This window comes from Curtobacterium sp. SGAir0471 (assembly GCF_005490985.1).
In the GTDB taxonomy this organism is placed as follows: domain Bacteria; phylum Actinomycetota; class Actinomycetes; order Actinomycetales; family Microbacteriaceae; genus Curtobacterium.
In genome coordinates, this window is record NZ_CP027869.1 from 2081751 (window position 1) to 2099958 (window position 18208).

Annotated in this window: 14 protein-coding genes and 1 other RNA gene; 10 read left to right on the plus strand and 5 right to left on the minus strand. The window is 72.9% G+C overall.

The window, feature by feature from the left end:
* Positions 1-95: 95 nt before the first annotated feature.
* The 10 genes from aroA to C1N91_RS09685 all read left to right on the plus strand — a co-directional run bounded on the left by aroA (position 96) and on the right by C1N91_RS09685 (position 14420).
* A complete protein-coding gene (gene aroA / locus C1N91_RS09640; protein ID WP_137767545.1) occupies positions 96-1496 on the plus strand; it encodes a 3-phosphoshikimate 1-carboxyvinyltransferase in 1401 nt (466 codons plus the stop codon).
* Positions 1493-2551: a ribosome small subunit-dependent GTPase A gene (gene rsgA / locus C1N91_RS09645; RefSeq protein WP_137767546.1), complete on the plus strand. Its 1059-nt coding sequence runs from the start codon at positions 1493-1495 to the stop codon at positions 2549-2551. Before aroA ends, rsgA begins: the two co-directional genes overlap by 4 nt.
* Positions 2552-2584: 33 nt before the next feature.
* Complete coding sequence (locus tag C1N91_RS09650) at positions 2585-3727, plus strand: hypothetical protein (protein ID WP_137767547.1); 1143 nt, start codon at positions 2585-2587, stop codon at positions 3725-3727.
* 18 nt (positions 3728-3745) lie between these two features.
* The gene (locus tag C1N91_RS09655) at positions 3746-4531 is read left to right on the plus strand and encodes an inositol monophosphatase family protein (RefSeq protein ID WP_175415983.1); all 786 of its coding nucleotides are present in this window, start codon (positions 3746-3748) and stop codon (positions 4529-4531) included.
* Between the two features lie 505 nt (positions 4532-5036).
* Positions 5037-7754: an ATP-binding protein gene (locus C1N91_RS09660; RefSeq protein ID WP_137767548.1), complete on the plus strand. Its 2718-nt coding sequence runs from the start codon at positions 5037-5039 to the stop codon at positions 7752-7754.
* Positions 7755-8175: 421 nt separating this feature from the next.
* Positions 8176-10014 carry a glutamine--fructose-6-phosphate transaminase (isomerizing) gene (glmS, locus tag C1N91_RS09665; protein ID WP_137767549.1) on the plus strand — a complete coding sequence of 613 codons (1839 nt, stop codon included), beginning with the start codon at positions 8176-8178 and terminating at the stop codon, positions 10012-10014.
* A gap of 182 nt (positions 10015-10196) precedes the next feature.
* On the plus strand, positions 10197-10910 hold the full coding sequence (locus C1N91_RS09670; RefSeq protein ID WP_137767550.1) for a M50 family metallopeptidase: 714 nt from the start codon (positions 10197-10199) through the stop codon (positions 10908-10910).
* A gap of 175 nt (positions 10911-11085) precedes the next feature.
* Positions 11086-11634 carry an NUDIX hydrolase gene (locus C1N91_RS09675; protein ID WP_137767551.1) on the plus strand — a complete coding sequence of 183 codons (549 nt, stop codon included), beginning with the start codon at positions 11086-11088 and terminating at the stop codon, positions 11632-11634.
* A gap of 75 nt (positions 11635-11709) precedes the next feature.
* Positions 11710-13113, plus strand: coding sequence for an O-acetylhomoserine aminocarboxypropyltransferase/cysteine synthase family protein (locus C1N91_RS09680; protein WP_137767552.1), 1404 nt, complete (start codon positions 11710-11712; stop codon positions 13111-13113).
* 2 nt (positions 13114-13115) lie between these two features.
* A complete protein-coding gene (locus C1N91_RS09685) occupies positions 13116-14420 on the plus strand; it encodes an LLM class flavin-dependent oxidoreductase (RefSeq protein ID WP_137767553.1) in 1305 nt (434 codons plus the stop codon).
* Between the two features lie 17 nt (positions 14421-14437).
* Here the strand turns inward: C1N91_RS09685 and C1N91_RS09690 are convergent, their stop codons facing one another.
* The 5 genes from C1N91_RS09690 to ftsE form a co-directional block, all read right to left on the minus strand.
* Positions 14438-15232, minus strand: a complete 795-nt coding sequence (locus C1N91_RS09690) for a hypothetical protein (protein WP_137767554.1) — start codon at positions 15230-15232, stop codon at positions 14438-14440.
* Between the two features lie 171 nt (positions 15233-15403).
* Positions 15404-15780, minus strand: a transfer-messenger RNA (tmRNA) gene (ssrA, locus tag C1N91_RS09695).
* Between the two features lie 153 nt (positions 15781-15933).
* Entirely contained in the window at positions 15934-16410 is a 477-nt protein-coding gene (gene smpB, locus C1N91_RS09700) for an SsrA-binding protein SmpB (protein ID WP_058729499.1), read from the minus strand.
* Between the two features lie 117 nt (positions 16411-16527).
* Positions 16528-17442: a permease-like cell division protein FtsX gene (gene ftsX / locus C1N91_RS09705; protein WP_058729500.1), complete on the minus strand. Its 915-nt coding sequence runs from the start codon at positions 17440-17442 to the stop codon at positions 16528-16530.
* On the minus strand, positions 17439-18197 hold the full coding sequence (gene ftsE / locus C1N91_RS09710) for a cell division ATP-binding protein FtsE (RefSeq protein ID WP_058729501.1): 759 nt from the start codon (positions 18195-18197) through the stop codon (positions 17439-17441). The genes ftsX and ftsE overlap by 4 nt, the downstream gene beginning before the upstream one ends.
* Positions 18198-18208: the final 11 nt, after the last annotated feature.

An 18208-nucleotide genomic window follows, 5' to 3' on the forward strand; every position in this document is an offset into this window, starting at 1 on the left:
ATCGTCGTCCGCACGGCCGGCAGCGCCGTCCGGTTGCGTTCGAGTGTGACTGTCGCCAATGGTCCTCCCGGTGCGTTCAGTACCCTGGTGAACCGATGGCAGAGTCGACGCATTCCCAGCAGCCCGGTCCCTGGATCGCCCCCCTCGCCCGCGGGCCCCTGCGCGGCGACGTCGCCCTGCCCGGTTCCAAGTCGTTGACGAACCGGGAGCTCGTGCTCGCGGCGCTGGCGGACGGCCCCTCGACCATCCGGCTCCCCCTGCACTCCCGCGACTCCGCGCTGATGGTCGCGGCGCTCCGCCAGCTCGGGGTCGGGATCGACGAGGTCGACCCAGCGGACGGCGCGGCACCGAACCCCTACGGCCCGGACCTGCGCATCACGCCCGCACCGATGCACGGCGACGTCGCCGTCGACTGCGGCCTGGCCGGCACCGTGATGCGCTTCCTGCCGCCGCTCGCGGCGCTCGCCACCGGCCGGGTGACCGTCGACGGCGACCCCTACGCCCGGAAGCGCCCGATGGGTGCGATCATCCGCGCCCTCGCCGACCTCGGCGTGGACGTGACGGACGACGGCGACGGCGCCATGCCATTCTCGTTCACCGGCACCGGCGCGGTCCGCGGCGGTCGGCTCGAGATCGACGCGTCGGCCTCGTCGCAGTTCGTCTCCGGGCTGCTGCTCTCCGCCCCGCGCTTCGACGAGGGCCTGCACCTCACCCACGTCGGCGACCGCCTGCCGAGCCTGCCGCACATCGACATGACCGTCGCTGCGCTCCGCGCACGCGGGGTCCGGGTGGACCAGCCGTCGATCGGCGAGTGGGTCGTGCACCCGGGCCCGGTCGCCGCGCGCGACGTCGTGATCGAGCCCGACCTGTCGAACGCCGCACCCTTCGCGGCGGCCGCGCTCGTCGCGGGCGGGAGCGTGCGGATCCGCACCTGGCCGACCGACACGACGCAGGTGGGTGCCGACCTCGAGACGCTCCTGCCCCTGTGGGGCGCGACCGTCACGCGGGACGGCGACGACCTGGTGTTCGACGGCGGCGTCGGGGTGGCGGGTGGGGCCTCCCTGCCGGGTGTCACGCTCGACCTGACGCGCGGTGGCGAGCTCGCGCCGGCGCTCGTCGCGCTGTCGGCCCTGGCCGACGGTCCGAGCGAGATCACCGGGATCGGCCACCTGCGGGGCCACGAGACGGACCGTCTGGCTGCGCTGGCAGCGGACGTGAACCGGTCGGGAGGCTCGGTGCAGGAACTCGACGACGGCCTGCGGATCACGCCGGCACCGCTCCACGGCGGTGGCTGGGCCGCGTACGACGACCACCGGATGGCGACCGCGGGGGCCCTCGTGGGCCTCGTCGTCGACGGCGTCGCCGTCGACGACATCGGCTGCACCGCGAAGACGCTGCCGCAGTTCCCCGAGCTCTGGGCGGACCTCGTGGCGACCGGCTCGGACCCCGGCACCCCCACGGACGCGCGTCCGTCGGACGGGAGCGTGACGCCGTGAGCTGGTGGGACGACGTCGACGGGGACGAGGGCGACGAGGACGAGCCGTACGGGCAGTACGAGTCGAGGGTGCGGATCCGGCCGAACCCGAAGGGGAACCGGCCCCGCACGAAGACCCGTCCGAGCTACGACGACGCTCCCGTCGGCTGGGTGACGAACGTCGACCGCGGGCGCTTCGGCGTGCTGGTGTCCGCCGGACAGGACGACGAGCGGGTCATCACCGCCACCAAGGCCCGCGAGCTCGGCAAGAAGTCGGTCGTGACCGGCGACCACGTGTCCCTCGCCGGGGACGTCTCGGGCGACCCCGGCTCGCTCGCCCGGATCGTCAAGGTCGCCGAGCGCTCGACCCTGCTGCGCCGGAGCGCCGACGACAGCGACGAGGTCGAGCGCGTGATCGTCGCGAACGCCGACCAGATGCTGATCGTCGTCGCCGCCGCCGACCCGGAACCACGCCCGCGGCTCATCGACCGGTACCTCGTCGCGGCGTTCGACGCCGGACTCGACCCGGTGCTCTGCATCACGAAGACCGACCTCGCCGACCCGGCACCGTTCCTCGCGCACTTCGCGTGCCTGGACCTGCGGATCGTCACGAGCCGGTCGGACGACGTGCCCTTCGACGCGCTGCACGAGGTGCTCGACGACCAGGTCACCGTGACGGTCGGACACTCGGGCGTCGGGAAGTCGACGCTCGTGAACGCGATCACCGGGTCCACCCGCGCCACCGGCGTCGTGAACGCGGTGACGGGTCGTGGGCGGCACACCTCGTCGTCGTCGATCGCACTGCGCGTCCGCGACGGCGGCTGGATCATCGACACCCCGGGCGTGCGGTCCTTCGGGCTCGGCCACGTGCAGCCCGAGAACGTCTTCCGGGCCTTCGCCGCGCACGCCGTCGCGGTGCGCGAGCCCGCGGACGGCATCCCACTGTCCCAGGCGCACGACTGGGAGATCGTCGACCGGGTGCACGACGGGGAGCTCGGGCCGACGGGCGTCGAGCGCCTCGACTCCTTCCGTGCGCTGCTCACCGGAATGGGCGCGGACGACCCCGGCGCGGACTGAGTCCGACCCGACACGGGTGTACCGTTGCTCCTCGTGCCCGAAGTTGCAGAAAACAACACAGCCCGCCCGGAACCGGTCCACCACGGTGACCACGCAGCGCCGCACCCCCAGCGGAGCACCCGTCCGGCGGCCCTCGTGGCGACGGTCCTGCGCCCCGAGCACCTCGGGCGGACGCTGCGCTCGTTCGGGTCGCACATCCTCGTCCCGCTGTTCCTCGCGGTCGGGATGAGCCTGGCCTACCTCGGCGCCTTCCACGCCCCGACCCCGCACGAACTGCCCGTCGGGATCGTCGGGCAGGGTCCGAGCGCCCAGGTGTTCGCCCAGACGGTCACCGACGGCTCGGACGGCAAGCTCGTGGCGCACGTGGTCGGGTCGGCGGACGAGGCCGAGCAGCAGGTGCGCGACCGCGACCTCGCCGCCGTGTACGCCCCCGGGACCGACGGCGCGGTGCTCTACGTCTCCACGGCCGCCAGCGAGACCACCGCCACGGCGGCGCAGAAGGTCTTCCTGCCGATCGCGTTCGAGCAGCACCTGCCCTTCACCGTGCACGACGTCGTCCCCACCGGTGACGAGGACCCCACCGGCCAGGGGCTCTTCTTCCTGCTCGTCGGCCTGAGCGTCGGCGGGTACGCCTCGGCGATCGCCGTCGCCGCTGCGGCCGCGAAGCTCCGCGCGCTCTGGACGGTCGTCGTCGGCGCCGTCACGGCCGGGGTCGTCGCCGGGATCGGGATCCTGGTCGCCGGACCGCTCTACGGCGTCATCCCGGACCACCGGTGGCAGGTCTTCCTGTTCGCGTGGCTGTACGACGCCGTCATCGTGGCCCTCGGCGTCGGTCTGCACCCGCTGCTCGGCCGGTGGACCACGCCGATCCTCACGATGCTCTTCGTCATGCTCAACTTCACGAGCTCCGGCGGCATCTTCCAGCCGTCGTTCCAGCCCGGCTTCTTCGCGGCGCTCAACACGTTCTGGAGCGGCGCCGCGTGGCTCACCGCCGCGCAGGACCTCGTCTACTTCCCCGGCGCGTCCCTCGCCCGGTCGGTGGTCGTGCTCGTGCTGTGGCTCGTCGTCGCGGTACTGCTCGGTGTCCTCGTGCACGGGCTCGCCGCGCGCCGCACACGCATCGCCCGAGAGCGCGCGGTCTCGCGCTACGAGGAGGAGCAGGTGGTCGCGGCGTAGGGCGCTACCCTGACCTCCGTGGACCTCAGCGCCGACCTGGACTTCGCCCGCTCCCTCGCCGACACCGCCGACGCGATCAGCCTCGAGCGGTTCCGCGCCGCCGACCTGCACGTCACGACGAAGGCCGACAGCACGCACGTCACCGACGCCGACCAGGCGGTCGAACGGGCGCTGCGCGAGCGCCTGGCGACCGAGCGTCCGGACGACGCGTTCCTCGGCGAGGAGACGACGGCGGACACCGGCGCGGACGCCCTGAGCGAGGGACACCGCCAGTGGGTCGTGGACCCGATCGACGGCACCGCGAACTACCTGCGTGGTGTGCCGGTCTGGGCGACGCTCATCGCCCTGGCCGTCGACGGCCGCCCGGTGCTCGGCGTGGTCAGCGCCCCGGCGCTCGGCAAGCGCTGGTGGGCCGCCGAGGGGCTCGGCGCACACTCCACGGACGGTCCCCTGCGGGTCTCCGGTGTCGCGGCGCTGTCCGACGCCAGCCTGAGCTACAACAGCATCCAGCAGTGGGACGAGGACGACCGGCTCGACACCCTCGTCGCGCTGTCGCGGAAGGTCTGGCGCACCCGCGCGTACGGCGACATGTGGTCGTACATGCTCGTCGCCGAGGGCGTCCTCGACGTCGCCGGCGAACCCGACCTGAAGCCGTGGGACATCGCGGCCCTCGTCCCGATCGTCGAGGAGGCCGGCGGTCGCTTCACCTCGCTCGACGGCGACCCGGGCCCGTGGCACGGCAGTGCCCTCGCCACGAACGGCCTCGTGCACGACGCCGTGGTCGACGTCATCCGGCGCTCGTAGCCCCGCGCGGGACCGTCCCGGCACCAGGGGTACGTGTACCCCGCTTGTCCCCTGGACGCGACCGACATCCCGACACCGGACCCCCGGACGGGGGCGGTGACCCCCCGGACTGGGGCCAGGCGAGTCGGACACTCTGCTGACGGCCCCCCCGACGCGTCCGATGGCCGGGTTATCGTGCTCACGGCTGATCTGGCGCACCGGGTTCCCTAGACCCGGCCCGTGTCGGGCCAGTCGTCCATAACTCGTCCGAAAAACCCTGACCCGAGGGGTGGTCCAGACGATGACTTCATCGTTCCCAGGCGGAACCGAGTGCACCCTCACTCGTCGTCCGCGCTATCTCACCGACAGCCCTGGCGTGCGCTCCGTCGCCGCCTCGCGTCCGTCCGTCGCCACGGCCCCTGCCCGTGACGCCGTCCGGATCCCGTCCGTCGCCGCGGTCTCCCGCCGCGCTGCCGACCGGACGTCCTCCGCAGTCCTCGCCCCCGGACCCGGAGGCCGGTGAGTCATGGCACTCACCGGTCGCCGTCTCGAGGTCGACCGGATCGCGACCCTCGCAGCACTCCCTCGTGAGTCCGCGATGGTCGTCGTCGGCGACCCTGGTTCCGGACGCAGCAGCGTCCTCGGCGCGGTCGCGGACCGCGTCCCCCTCCCCGTCGTGCGGGTCGGGGTCAACGGGAGCGAGTCCCGTTGGCCGCTGGCCGGCGTGACCTCCCTGTTCACCGCCCTCGACGACCCGCGGGCCACCGCCCACATCGCGCACCTGCTGCAGGCCGGCGGCGCGACGAGCGGTCTGGCCGCGGCGCACGACTTCCTCGAGGCCGTGCAGACCCTGACCCTGCCGCCGACGGTCGTCCTGATCGACGACCTCGACCGGATGGACGTCGAGAGCCAGGAGCTCATCGCGTTCCTCGCGGGTCGTCTCGCGGGCACGGCACTGCGCCTGGTCGCGACGGTCCGGACCGTCCCGTCGGACGGGCCGCTCGCGGCGCTCCCGGTGCTGCGGCTCGAGCCGCTCACGGTCGACGAGTCCCTGGCGCTCGCCCGCTCGATGGCGCCGGAGGGCGCGAACGACGGTGTGCTCGCGATCCTCGCCGACGCGACGGGCGGCAACCCCGGCGCGCTCCGCGAGCAGTTCGACGCGCTCTCGCACGCCCAGCTGGCCGGCACCGAGCCGCTCGTGCTGCCGTTGCGCCCGACCGCCACGACGGAGGCCCTCGCGGCCCTGTCGCTCGACACCGTCGAGGGCGCCGACGACGCCGGCACGGACACCGAAGCGGGGCGTGGTCTGGACGTCCTCGCGCGCCTCGCCCTCGTCCCCGTGGCGCGGATCGCCGGCTGGGACCGCGACGCCGTCGACGACCTCGCCGACGCCGGACTCGTCACCGTGCGCGGGCAGACCGTCGCGGTCCGCGACCCCCTGCTCCGCTCGGCCCTGTACTGGCGGATGTCGGCGCGGACGCGCCGCGCCCTGCACCGGGAACTCGCCGCGGCGAGCGCCGAGACGGACCCCCGTGCCGCTGCGTGGCACCGGAGCTTCGTCGACGACGTCCCCGACGTGGTCGCCCTCCTCGACGCCGCTGCGGACTACGTCGCCGACGGGGCGCCGCACGCCGCGGTGGCCCTGGCCGAGCGCGCCCTGCACATCGGCTCCGGTGGCGAGGACGAGCGCGCGGCACTGCTGGCCGTCACGGAGGCCCTGTTCGCCCAGCGCCTGCTGGGGCTCGCCGCGCGGTACCTCACCGCGATGCGTCCCTTCCGGCGCGCGTCGGACGAGGTCCGGCGCCTGCGGGTCCTGTACTCGGTGCAGTACCTGCGCGGCGAGACCGTGCACGCCGACGAGCTCCTCGTGCCCGTGGCTGCGGAGGCACCCGAAGCCCCCGCCACCGCCGGGCTCCTGGCGATGGTCGCGAGCTTCCGCGCAGAGACCTGGGACCTGGAGCAGGCCCGTGACCTGCTCGCCCGCGTCGAGCAGCTCGGCCCGGTGATCACCCCGCGCACCGCGGAGATCGCGGGCGCCGTGCAGTGCCTGGTCGCCGCGCTCGACGGGTCGCTGCCCGCCGACACCGAGCTCTACGACGGGCTCGCGACGGAGCGGCTGATGGCGATGTCCGACCCGGCGCTCCTGCTCCTCGCACACGCGCTGAGCATCGCCGAGCGGTACCGGAGCTCGCGTCGCGTCTTCGCGCTCGTCGTCGCCCGCGGGCAGGACACCGAGGCCGTCTGGGTCGAGGGTGCCCGCTACCTGTCCGCCGAGAACGAGCTCCGCTCCGGCAACTTCCGGCAGGCCCTGCGCGCGATCGACGCCTGGGAGGCCGGGAGCGCCCTCTCGGCCCAGCGGCTGCGTGAGCCGTCCCGCGCCGTGGCGGTCGCGTGGCGGCACTTCGCCGAGGGCCGCACGCACGAGGCACTCGAGGTGGTGGACCGCTGCCTGGCGCTCCGGTCGACGGTGCTGCTCTGGGGCACCACGGCCCGCCTGCACGCGCTGCGCGGCCGTGTCCTGCTGCTCGACGGCCGCGTGGACGAGGCGGTGACCGCGCTCGAGGCGGCGGACGCCGTGGGTCGGTCGCTCCGCAACCCGACCGTGCTCCGGCACCTCGGCGACCTGGTCGAGGGCTACGTGCGCCTCGGTCGGCTCGACGACGCACGGAACGCGACCGCCCGCCTCGCGGCGGACCACCACGCCCGGCCGTCCCGCTGGGGTGCGCTCGTGCTCGCGCGGAGCCTGGCGCTCGTCGCCGACGACGCGACCCGTGAGACGGCCCGCCGTCGCGCGCTGGAGCTGTTCCAGCCGCACGACTCGCAGTACGAGCGCGCTCGCACGTTCGCCGCGCTGGCGGCGGTGGGCACGGACACCGAGCGGCCGCGTCTCGGTGCCGCAGCGGCTGCCGCGTACGAGGCCGCCGGCCTCCGGCGTCCGCTCGCGACCCCCGCGCCGACCGCCGCCATGCCGTCCTTCGGCGTGCCGACGTCGCTGCGGTCCGGCCCGGTGCTGTCCGCTCCGGTCCCGGGCTCCCCGCGGAGCGCGCCGGATGCGTCGGTGGTGCTCACCCAGCTGACCGCCGAGGAGCGCGCCGTCGTGCAGAAGGTGACCGAGGGGTACCGCAACCGCGAGATCGCCTCGTCGCTGTTCATGTCGCAGCGCACGGTGGAGCTGCGGCTCACGCAGATCTACCGCAAGGTGGGCGCACGCTCGCGCTCGCACCTGGTGGCGCTGCTCACCTGATCGCGCGTCCCGCGTCGCTCGGCGACCACCCCACGCAACGGGAGGCCCGGTACCGACTGGTACCGGGCCTCCCGTCCGTCGTCCCCACGACCGGCCACCGGGCCGGCTTGCGTGAGTCCGCACCGGCGGGCTGCCGGGTCGCACCGCTCGCGCGGTGAACCGCAAGAGGCGGTCCGCGGTGTTGTCGCGGCGGTGCCACGGGACGAGGCTCGTGGTGCACCGACCGCCGTGCCCTCCCAGGGGAGGGCCCGTCCGCGACCCCCGACCGTCCGGTACCCGATCTGCCGACCGACTGCGTCCGCCCCCGCCTGATCCGCGGGCGGGCACGACCGGTCGACGGCCCCGGACCCGCGGCAGACCCGGCGGCGGTCGGTGCCGCACCCCCGGCTGACGGCCGGTCCCCCACCCGAACGGACACCGTATGTGCGGCATCATCGCGGCCCGCGTGAGCGACGACGTGACCCCTTTCCTGCTCGACGGCCTCGAGCGGCTCGAGTACCGCGGGTACGACTCCGCTGGGGTCGCGCTGCGGACCGCCGCGGGCGCGATCGCCACGGTCCGGTCGGTGTCGCGCGTCGCGGACCTGCGCGCGGACCTGGCCGCTCGGGCGGCGGCGGGGGCACCCGCGGACGCCGCGACGGGCGTCGGGATCGGGCACACCCGCTGGGCGACCTGCGGGACGGTGCGCGAGGAGAACGCGCACCCGCACGCCGACTGCTCGGGGCGCATCAGCGTCGTGCACAACGGGACGATCGAGAACGCCGCGGCCCTGCGGACCACGCTCGGACGGCAGGGGCACGTGTTCCGCTCCGAGGTGGACTCCGAGGTGATCGGGCACCTCGTCGAGCGCGCCCTCCGGGTGGACCCGGACCTGGTGCTCGCGGTGCAGATCGCGACCGCGCAGCTCCGCGGGTCGTGGGCGATCGTCGTGCTGGACGCCAGGGACGGCCGCATGGTGGCCGCCGCGAACCGGTCGCCGCTCGTCGTGGCGCGCTCCGCCCGCGGCGACTTCGTCGCGAGCGACGTCGGCACGATCGCGGCGTGGTGCGAGACCTTCGTGCCCCTGCGGGACGGCGACGTCGTGGAGCTGGGCGAGGCGTGGAGCTGGTCGTCGGAGGGCATCGCCGTGCCCGTGCCCTTCCCCACCGCGACGCCGTTCGCCGCGAGCGCGCTCGACGTCGACCTGGGTGACCACCCGGACCACACGGCCAAGGAGATCGCCGAGCAGCCACGCATCGTCGCCGACGTCCTCGAGCGTGTCCGGCACCGCACCGCGGACGGCAGCACCTGGACCGGACTCGGGCTCCCGGCGTTCGAGCGGCTCGCCGTCGTCGCCTGCGGCACGTCGCTCCACGCCGGGCAGGTCGTCGCGGGCACCGCGCGCACCCTCGGCGGGGTACCCACCGACGTCGTCGCCGCCAGCGAGCTCGACCAGGTCGTCCTCGGTCCCGGGACCCTCGTCGTCGCCATCAGCCAGTCCGGGGAGACCGCGGACGTCCTGCGAGCCCTCGACCGGCTCGACGACCGCTTCCCGGTCCTGGCGCTGACGAACGACGTGCACTCGTCGCTCGCCCGTCGGGCCGACGCCGTGCTCGACTGCCACGCCGGCCCCGAGGGCGGGCTCGCCGCGACGAAGAGCTTCACCGCGCAGGTGGTCGTCGGCGTGACCGCGGTCGTGTCCGCCCTGGTCGCCTCGGGCCGGCTCGAACCGACCCGCGCCGCCGCCCTGGTCGACGAGCTCTCGGAGCTGCCCGAGCGGATGGCGGCGGCCGCCGTGGTCGCGGCCGAGCGGGTGCCGCTGCTCGCAGCGACGGTGCGCGACGCTCCCGGATCCCTGTTCGTCGGTCGCGGGCCGGGGTTGCCCTACGCGGCCGAGGGCGCGCTGAAGGTGGAGGAGCTCGCCTTCCGTTGGGCACGGTCGTGCGCGGTCGGCGAGCTCGGGCACGGGCCGCTCGCGCTCGTGGACGAGGGCACCCCGGTCCTGGTCGTCGACCACGGGGACCCGCGGATCACGTCCGCCGTCGCCGAGGTGCGTGCCCGCGGCGGGTTCGTCGTGACGATCGGTGGTGCCGGCTCCGACCTGCCGGTGATCGCCGGCAGGTCGGACGCCACCGACCTGGCGTGGGGGCGGTCCGTCGCGCCCTGGGGACCGATCGAGGCGGTCGTGCCCCTGCAGATGCTCGCCCGCGAGCTCGCCGTGCAGCTCGGCTGCGCGGTCGACAAGCCCCGGGCGCCGATGGGGTCGGTGACGGTCGAATAGCCAGGCACACGCAGCGCAACCGGGTGACGGTGTTCCTCGCCGTCCTCACCGGGCTCGCCATCGTCGCGACGGTCGTCGTGGTGGTGCTCGTCGTGGTGGACGCCGTCCGCTGACGGGCCGATGCCGGCACCTGCGGCCGAGGCGGTCAGGCACTTCATGGTCGGTGCTGTCATCCTGACGGCTTGACCGCAGCAGCCCCGACCCTCGTCCCCGTCGCCGTCCTGGTGGGCGCCGTCCTGCCGTTCGTGCCCCTGGTGGGCCGCGTCGCCCGGATCGCGGCCACGATCGTGCACGAGGTCGGCCACTGCGTCGTCGTCGTGCCCTTCGGCGGACGCATCGAGCGCATCGACCTGCACCCCGACGGTTCCGGCGAGGCCTGGGTCCGGCTCGGGCGCGTGCCCGGGGCGATCCGCTGGCTCGTGCGCGTGCTCAACCTGTTCGCCGGGTACAGCGCGCCGCTCTGGGCCGGCGTGCTGCTCGTCACCGGGGTGCTGCACGGGTCGCAGTGGCTGCCCGTGGCGGTGCTCGCCGTGGTCGGGCTCGTGGCCCTCGCGTTCGTGCGGAACTGGTTCGGGCTGCTCGTCGTGGTCGGCTTCGACGCGCTCGCGCTCTGGGTGGCCGTCCGCCCGTCCGAGGCCACCGTGCTGGTCGTCGCCGCGGTGGGTGCGGCGTTCGTCGTCGACGGGCTCCGGTCCCTCGTGCGCGTCGCGCGCTGGCTGCTCACCGGCGCACGGGTGCAGACCGACTTCCACATCGCCGCGGCCGAGATGCGGGTGCCGGCCGTGCTGTGGTTCGTGCTGTTCGTGGTCGTCAACGGGTTCGTCGTGTGGCTCGCCCGGGAGCCGCTGCTCGCCACGTGGGACACCGTCGCCGCCGGGGTGCGCGCGCTGTTCTGAGGCGGGGTGGGCGCGCTTCTGCCCGTCTCCGCGACATCCCACGCGTCGATCGACAGGAGCGATGTCGAACGATGCACACGCACTCGATGCAGGCGCACGATCCGTGCGTTGCACGCGTCGATCGACACGCGTCGCGTCGCGGACCGGCACCCGTCCGCCGTGCCACGATCCTCGGATGCGACCCGCCCATGCCCTCGCCGCGCTCGACACCGCGCCGTCACCCTTCCGGGAGCGGTTCTCGGCGTTCGTCAGCGCCGCCGGGGACGCGGCGCTCGACCGGGATCTCGGCCCCGAACACCTGACCGCGTCGTGCTTCGTGTTCTCCCCCGACCGCTCCCTCGTCCTGCTCTGCCTGCACCGCAAGGGTCGGTTCTGGGTGCAGTTCGGCGGGCACCTCGAGCCGCAGGACCAGGACCTGGCGGGTGCGGCACGGCGCGAGGCCCGCGAAGAGTCCGGCGTCGCCCGACTCGAGCTCGACGACGGTGCCGTGGCCGACCTCGACCGCCACGACCTGCACGGCGGCTTCTCCTGCACGGCGCACTGGGACGTCGGCTTCGTCGCGACCGTGGACCTCGCGACGCGGACGCTCGTGAGCCACGAGAGCGACGACGTCCGCTGGTTCCCGGTCGACGCCCTGCCCGAGCCGCTGGCGCCGGGGCTCTCCCGACGCCTCGCCGCACTGCTCACCGGTCCCGCCGCACCGACGGGCACAGGCGGACCGTAACCCGACGCCGCAATGCCCCACGGGCCCGGCCGACCTGCGAGAGTACCCGCACGACGGACACAGCAGGAGGACCCCATGTCGGACGACGGCCACGGCTTCGCCACGGAACAGGTGCACGGCGGGTTCCTGCCCGACACTGCGCACGGCGCACGGGTGCCCGCGATCCACATGACGTCGGGCTTCCTCTTCGACGACTTCGACCAGGCCCGCGAGCGCTTCGCCGGCACCGACGACGGCTACACGTACACGCGCCTCGGCAACCCGACGAACGCCGACGTCGAGCGCCGGGTCGCCCTGCTCGAACGCAGCGCCGAAGCGATCCTCGTCGGCAGCGGCCAGGCGGCGGTCACGGTGGCGCTGCTCGGGCTCCTGCAGGCCGGCGACCACGTCGTCAGCGCGCGGAGCATCTACGAGGGCACGAAGGGGCTGCTCCTGCAGAACCTGGCGCGACTCGGCATCGAGGTGGACTTCGTCGCCGACCAGCGCGACCTGGGCGCGTGGGCAGCCGCGGTGCGCCCGAACACGAAGGTCTTCTTCGCCGAGACGATCCCGAACCCGAAGAACGACGTGCTCGACATCCAGGGCGTCGCCGACACCGCGCACCGTGCGGGCGTGCCGCTCGTGGTCGACAACACCCTGGCGACGCCGTACCTCGTGCGTCCGGTCGAGCACGGCGCGGACGTCGTGGTGCACTCCGCGTCGAAGTTCCTGTCCGGGCACGGCGCGGGACTCGGCGGCCTCGTGGTCGACGGCGGCCGCTTCGACTGGGGCCGCACGCCGGAGCGCTTCCCGCACCTGACCACCCCGGACCGCGCCCTCGGCGGGCAGAGCTACGTCGAGCGGTACGGCAGCCGGGCGTTCGTCGTGTTCGCCCGCGACGTCGTCGCCGCACGCATCGGACCGTCGCCGTCGCCGTTCAACGCCTTCCTGCTGCGCCAGGGCATCGAGACGCTGTCGCTCCGCGTGGAGCGCCACGTCGGGAACGCGCTCGCCGTCGCGTCCTTCCTGGAGCACCAGCCGGAGGTGACGAGCGTCGACCACGCGGGTCTCGCCTCCAGTCCGTACCACGACCTCGCCCAGCGCTACCTGCCCCGGGGAGCCGGCTCCGTCTTCGCCTTCACGCTCGCCGGCGGCGAGCCGGCCGCCCGCGCCTTCATCGACGCGGTGCAGCTGATCAGCCGGATGACCCACCTGGGCGACGTCCGCTCGCTCGTGCTGCACCCCGCGACCACCACCCACGCCGGCCGCACCGCGGCCGAGCGGGCCGAGCTCGGCATCGGCGACGGCCTGGTCCGCCTGTCCGTCGGCATCGAGGACGTCGCCGACCTGCTCGCCGACGTGGAGCGCGGCCTGGCAGCGGTCCGTGCGGCGGTCGGACCGGACGGCGTCGGCCGGGAGGCACGGCCCACCTCCGCCACGGAGGCCACCGTGCTCGCCCACACCGTCCCGCAGGGCCACGTCGTCGCGCAGGAGGTCTGACGGTGGGCGACCTGCAGCACTTCGGGTACTTCTTCTCGCGCGGGTTCGGGCCACAGGCGTGGGGGCGCGCCGACTGGGACTGGGGCCTCGACTGGACGAAGCCGGACCTGTACCAGCAGTCCGTCCGGGCGCTCGAGCAGGCGGGGCTGGACCTCGTCATCGCCGAGGACGCGATCTCGCTCGGCAGTCCGGCGACCCTGGGCCTGCGGATCCGGCAGGCGTACGGCGGACCGAAGCACGACCCGCTGCTGCTCGCGCCCTACCTGTTCGCCGTGACGGAGCACATCGGCATCGCGCCGACGGTGAACGCGGGCATCACGCCGCCGTACCTGGCCGCACGGCAGGCCGCGACGCTCGCGCACCTGTCGGCGGACCGGTTCGGGCTCAACGTCGTGACGGACACCGGCAGTGCACGGCACGTCGGTTCGGCGCCGCTGCCGCACGACGCCGCGTACGACCGCGCCGAGGAGTGGATCACGCTGCTCCGACGGCTGTGGCACTCGTGGGGCGACGGCTACGTCGGCGACCCTTCGGACTGGCACTTCGCCGACGGGGACGCCCTCGACGCGTTCCACCACGAGGGCGCCTACTTCACGGCGGACGGGCCGCTCAACGCCCTGCCGCTCGACAGCGATCCGGTCGTGGTCTCCCCCGGCGGGTCCGGCCGCGGGCTCGGGTTCGCGGGGACGCACTCCGACGTGCAGCTCGCCCTCGCGCCACTGACGGTCGAGGCCGTGCGCACCTACCGGTCGCGGGTGCTGACCGCCGCCGCCGACGCCGGGCGGAGCGCGGACGACCTGCGGGTGCTGTTCGTGCTGAAGCCGGTGCTCGTGCCCTCCGTGGAGGAGGCCGACCGCATCGTCACGGCGTCACGACACCCCTCCGACGCCGACCTCCGGGCGGCTGCGGTCGCGTGGTCGAGCGACTCGGAGACGGACCTGCTCGCGCTCGACCTCGACGCGCCGATCCCGGCGGGCACGTTCGGCGACCACGTGTCGGCTGGGACGATCCGGGGGCTGCTCGGGGACACGCCGGACGCACCCCTGCGCGAGCTGTTGACCCGGAAGGCGCGGCTCGGGCGGATCAGCGCCCGCGAGGGGTTCGTCGGCACCGCAGAGGAGTTCGCGGACTTCGTCGAGGAGCTCGGTGCAGACGCGGACAACGACGGGTTCATCCTGTCCGGGGACCTGCACCCGGCGCAGGTGTACCGGATGACGGGCGACCTCGTGCCGGTGCTGCGCCGTCGGGGGCTGCTGCGCCGGGAGTACGGCGACGGTGGCCTGCGCGCCAACCTCTTCGACTTCTGACGCCCTCCCTCGCGGACTTACTTCTTCTTGTCCTTCTTGTCGGACTTCTTCCCGCCCGACTTCTTCTTGTCCTTCTTCTTCTTGTCGGACTTCTTCTTGTCCTTCTTCTTCTTGTCCTTCTTCTTGCTCGTGTCCTGCTTCGTGGGCTGCTCGACGCCGGACTCGTCCTCGTCCTCGTCCTCCGTGCGGGGTGTGCGCACACCGGCGGGCGCGGGACCGTCGACCGGCTCGACGACCACCGCGGTGCCGGTGTCCGCCAGCACGTCGACCTCCTGCTCCTCGACCACCGGGACGAGCGCGTCCTCCACCCGCTCGACCACGAGTTCCGCACCGTCCTCGGCGAGCCGCAGCAGCGCCTGCGCCGCCCGCACCCGCGTCGTGGTCCTCCGTGCGAGCACGTCGGCCCGGGCTCCCTCGAGGAACCCGCGCAGCGCCCGCTCCACCGCCGACCGCCCCCGCGGCGCCGAGCGGTCGAGGCGGTCGAGCTCGCCGGCGATGCCCGCGACGTCGTCCTCGACGTGCTCGTCCCGCACCGACGCGATGAGCGCCGCCACCGCCGACGCCGCACGCTCGACCGCTGCCGAGCGCTGATCGAGCACCACGAGCATCTCGAACACCCCGCCGTAGGAGACCGTCTCGAGCCGCACGGGCTCAGCACCACGACCCCGGACGACGAGTCGGGCATCGGGCGTCGGCAGCCAGGCGACCACGGCGGCGACGGTCGCGACGGACCCGACGATCCGCTCGTACTCCGCCAACCCCAGGCGGTCCTGCTCTCGCAGACGGACTCGGATCGCGATCTCCTGCACCACGCGCAGACCTCTCGTTCGGGATCGACACGAGCGAGCCCCGTGCCTGACCCGGACAGTAGTCCTCGCCTCCCCCGCGCACGACGAACGCCCCGTCGACGTCCAGGGGACGGCGACGGGGCGTTCAGGTGGCGATCTCGGTGATCAGCATGACAGCGGCTCGACGTCCGGCGATGGTGGAGATGGGGGGAATCGAACCCCCGTCCATCGCTGCAATTCGACGTCTTCTACGGGCGTATCCGGATGAGTCGTTCTGCTCGGCCCCGTCCTTTGCTACCGGCTTCTCGGACGACGGGCCCAGTCTCAGTGCAAGTCCCGCACGGCCCTGAGGCGCAACCGTGCAGCAAGTCCTCTGGATGACGCCGGGATCAGGTTAGGGGACGGTCACCTGGCCGACGGACTTCATGTGCTGGGCTGCTTACGCAGCGAGAGCGAAGTCAGTGCGCTTGGAATTGGCACTTGTTGTTTTCCACGGATCGTTCACGAGATGACCGTGGGTCCTCGGCCCGCTTCCCGTCGGCACACAGGCAATGTCGAAACCGATCATCCCCGTACGGGCCGTGACGTGCGAGCCGCTGTCACGCTGTTGAGTTGCCAATGCCCCTCGGGAGGAGCAGTACCCCAGCCTAGCGGGGACCGCTGGACGATGCCAGCGGCGTTCGCCGTGGGCTCACTCGCCCGTGCGGCTCACTGGCCCGTGCGGCTCACTCGCCCATGCGGTTGCGCGAGCGCATGGCCCGCTCGGCCTCGCGCTTGTCGGTCTTCTCGCGCAGGGCCTGGCGCTTGTCGAACTCGCGCTTGCCCTTCGCGACCGCGATCTCGACCTTCGCCCGACCGTCGTGGAAGTAGATCTTCATCGGCACGAGCGTGTACCCGCCCTGCGCCGTCTTGTGCGAGATCTTCACGATCTGCTGCTTGTGCAGGAGGAGCTTGCGCTTCCGCCGAGGCGCGTGGTTGTTCCACGTCCCCTCGGTGTACTCGGGGATGTGCACGGAGTCGAGCCAGGCTTCGCCGCCGTCGATGAACGCGTACCCGTCGACCAGGGACGCGCGACCCTCGCGCAGGGACTTCACCTCGGTGCCGGACAGCACCATGCCCGCCTCGTACGTGTCCTCGATGAGGTAGTCGTGGCGCGCGCGACGGTTGGTCGCCACGATCTTCTCGCCGCGTTCCTTCGCCATGGTGACTCCCTTCGGTGACCGGGAACGGTCCCCGGTGCTGCTGCGCAGCCCTACAGCCTAGTGAACACGACGACCGCGGCGCACCTTCCCGGCGCGCCGCGGTCGTGTGTGCACGGGTCAGACGCGCAGGTAGCGTCGGATCGCGATGAGCGCCGAGACCCCGGCCAGCAGGACACCGATCACGATCACGGCGGGTACGACCACGGCCGCGTCCCCCATGCCGATGAACGCCGTGCCCGAGAACCGCTGTGCCAGGTAGTTCCGGACGAAGAACCACACCACGGCCGTGATCGCGCCGCCGGCGAGCACGGCACCGATGGCCGCGGCGATCACGCCCTCGAGCACGAAGGGTGTCTGGATGAAGCGGTTCGACGCGCCGACGAGACGCATGATGCCGAGCTCGCGGCGTCTGCTGAAGGCCGACAGTCGGATCGTCGTCGCGATGAGCAGCACGGCCGCGACGAGCATCAGGGACGCGATGCCGATCGCCGTGTACGACGAGGCGTTGAGCAGGTTGAAGATCGGCTGCAGGTACCCGCGCTGGTCGACGACGCTCTGCACGCCGGCGACCTTCGACAGGCTCTCGACGAGGACGTCCGCCTGCGACGGGTTCTTCAGGTTCACCCAGAAGGTCTCGTTGAGGTACTCCGGCTTCACGAACTCGGTCGCCGGCGAGTCCTTGAACTGCTCCTTGAAGCGGGTGAACGCCTGGTCCTGGTCCTCGTAGTACGTCTTCTCGATGTACGGCTTGAGGGTGGACGAATCGAGCTGCGCCTGGACCTGCTCGCGCTGGTCCTCGGTGGCCTTGGCGCCGGTGCAGTTCCCGGTGGTGTCGGTGTCGGTGCACAGGTAGACCGCGACCTGCGCCCGGTCGTACCAGTACCCCTTCATCTGGTTGATCTGCATCTGCAGCAGGATCGCGGTGCCGACGAAGGTCAGGGAGATGAAGGTCACCAGGACGACCGACACCACCATCGACGCATTGCGTCGCAGGCCCGAGCCGACCTCGGACATGACGAGTCCGAGCCTCATCGGATGAGTCCCGGGATCGTCTGGATGCCGGTCGTGTTCGAGACGCCCGAGCCGCGCTGGATCGGGAGCGCCTGCGTCTGGTAGCCGCCGGACTGCTCGTCGCGCAGGACGCTGCCGTTCGAGAGCTCGATGACCCGCCGCTGCATCTGGTTCACGATGCTGGCGTCGTGCGTCGCCATGAGCACGGTGGTGCCTCCCTGGTTGATGCGTTCGAGGAGCGCCATGATGCCGGCCGAGGTGGTCGGGTCGAGGTTACCGGTGGGCTCGTCGGCCAGCAGGATCGCCGGCTTGTTGACGACGGCGCGGGCGATCGCCACGCGCTGCTGCTCACCACCGGAGAGCTCGTGCGGCATGCGGGTCGCCTTGCCGGCGAGCCCGACGAGCTTGAGCACGTCGGTGACGGCCTCGCTGATGAAGCCCTTGCTCTTGCCGATCACCTGGAGCGAGAACGCGACGTTGTCGAAGACGTTCTTGTTCGGCAGGAGCCGGAAGTCCTGGAAGACCACACCGAGGTTGCGGCGGAAGTACGGGACCTTGCGCGACGACAGGGCGCCGAGCCGCTGGCCGAGCACGTGGATCTGCCCGCGGGTCGGCTTCTCCTCCTTGAGCACGAGGCGCAGGAAGCTCGACTTGCCGGAGCCGGACGCGCCGACGAGGAAGACGAACTCACCCTTGAGGATCTCGAGGGAGAGGTCGTCGAGCGCGGGACTCGGGTTGCCCGAGTAGACCTTGGTGACCTGGTCGAATTTGATCATGACCGGATCAG

Coding starts and splice junctions, on each gene's coding strand:
- ftsE (WP_058729501.1), bottom strand. CDS start 18,197: ATGATCAAATTCGACCAGGTCACCAAGGTCTACTCGGGCAACCCGAGT.
- smpB (WP_058729499.1), bottom strand. CDS start 16,410: ATGGCGAAGGAACGCGGCGAGAAGATCGTGGCGACCAACCGTCGCGCG.
- C1N91_RS09680 (WP_137767552.1), top strand. CDS start 11,710: ATGTCGGACGACGGCCACGGCTTCGCCACGGAACAGGTGCACGGCGGG.
- aroA (WP_137767545.1), top strand. CDS start 96: ATGGCAGAGTCGACGCATTCCCAGCAGCCCGGTCCCTGGATCGCCCCC.
- ftsX (WP_058729500.1), bottom strand. CDS start 17,442: ATGAGGCTCGGACTCGTCATGTCCGAGGTCGGCTCGGGCCTGCGACGC.
- glmS (WP_137767549.1), top strand. CDS start 8,176: ATGTGCGGCATCATCGCGGCCCGCGTGAGCGACGACGTGACCCCTTTC.
- C1N91_RS09675 (WP_137767551.1), top strand. CDS start 11,086: ATGCGACCCGCCCATGCCCTCGCCGCGCTCGACACCGCGCCGTCACCC.
- C1N91_RS09660 (WP_137767548.1), top strand. CDS start 5,037: ATGGCACTCACCGGTCGCCGTCTCGAGGTCGACCGGATCGCGACCCTC.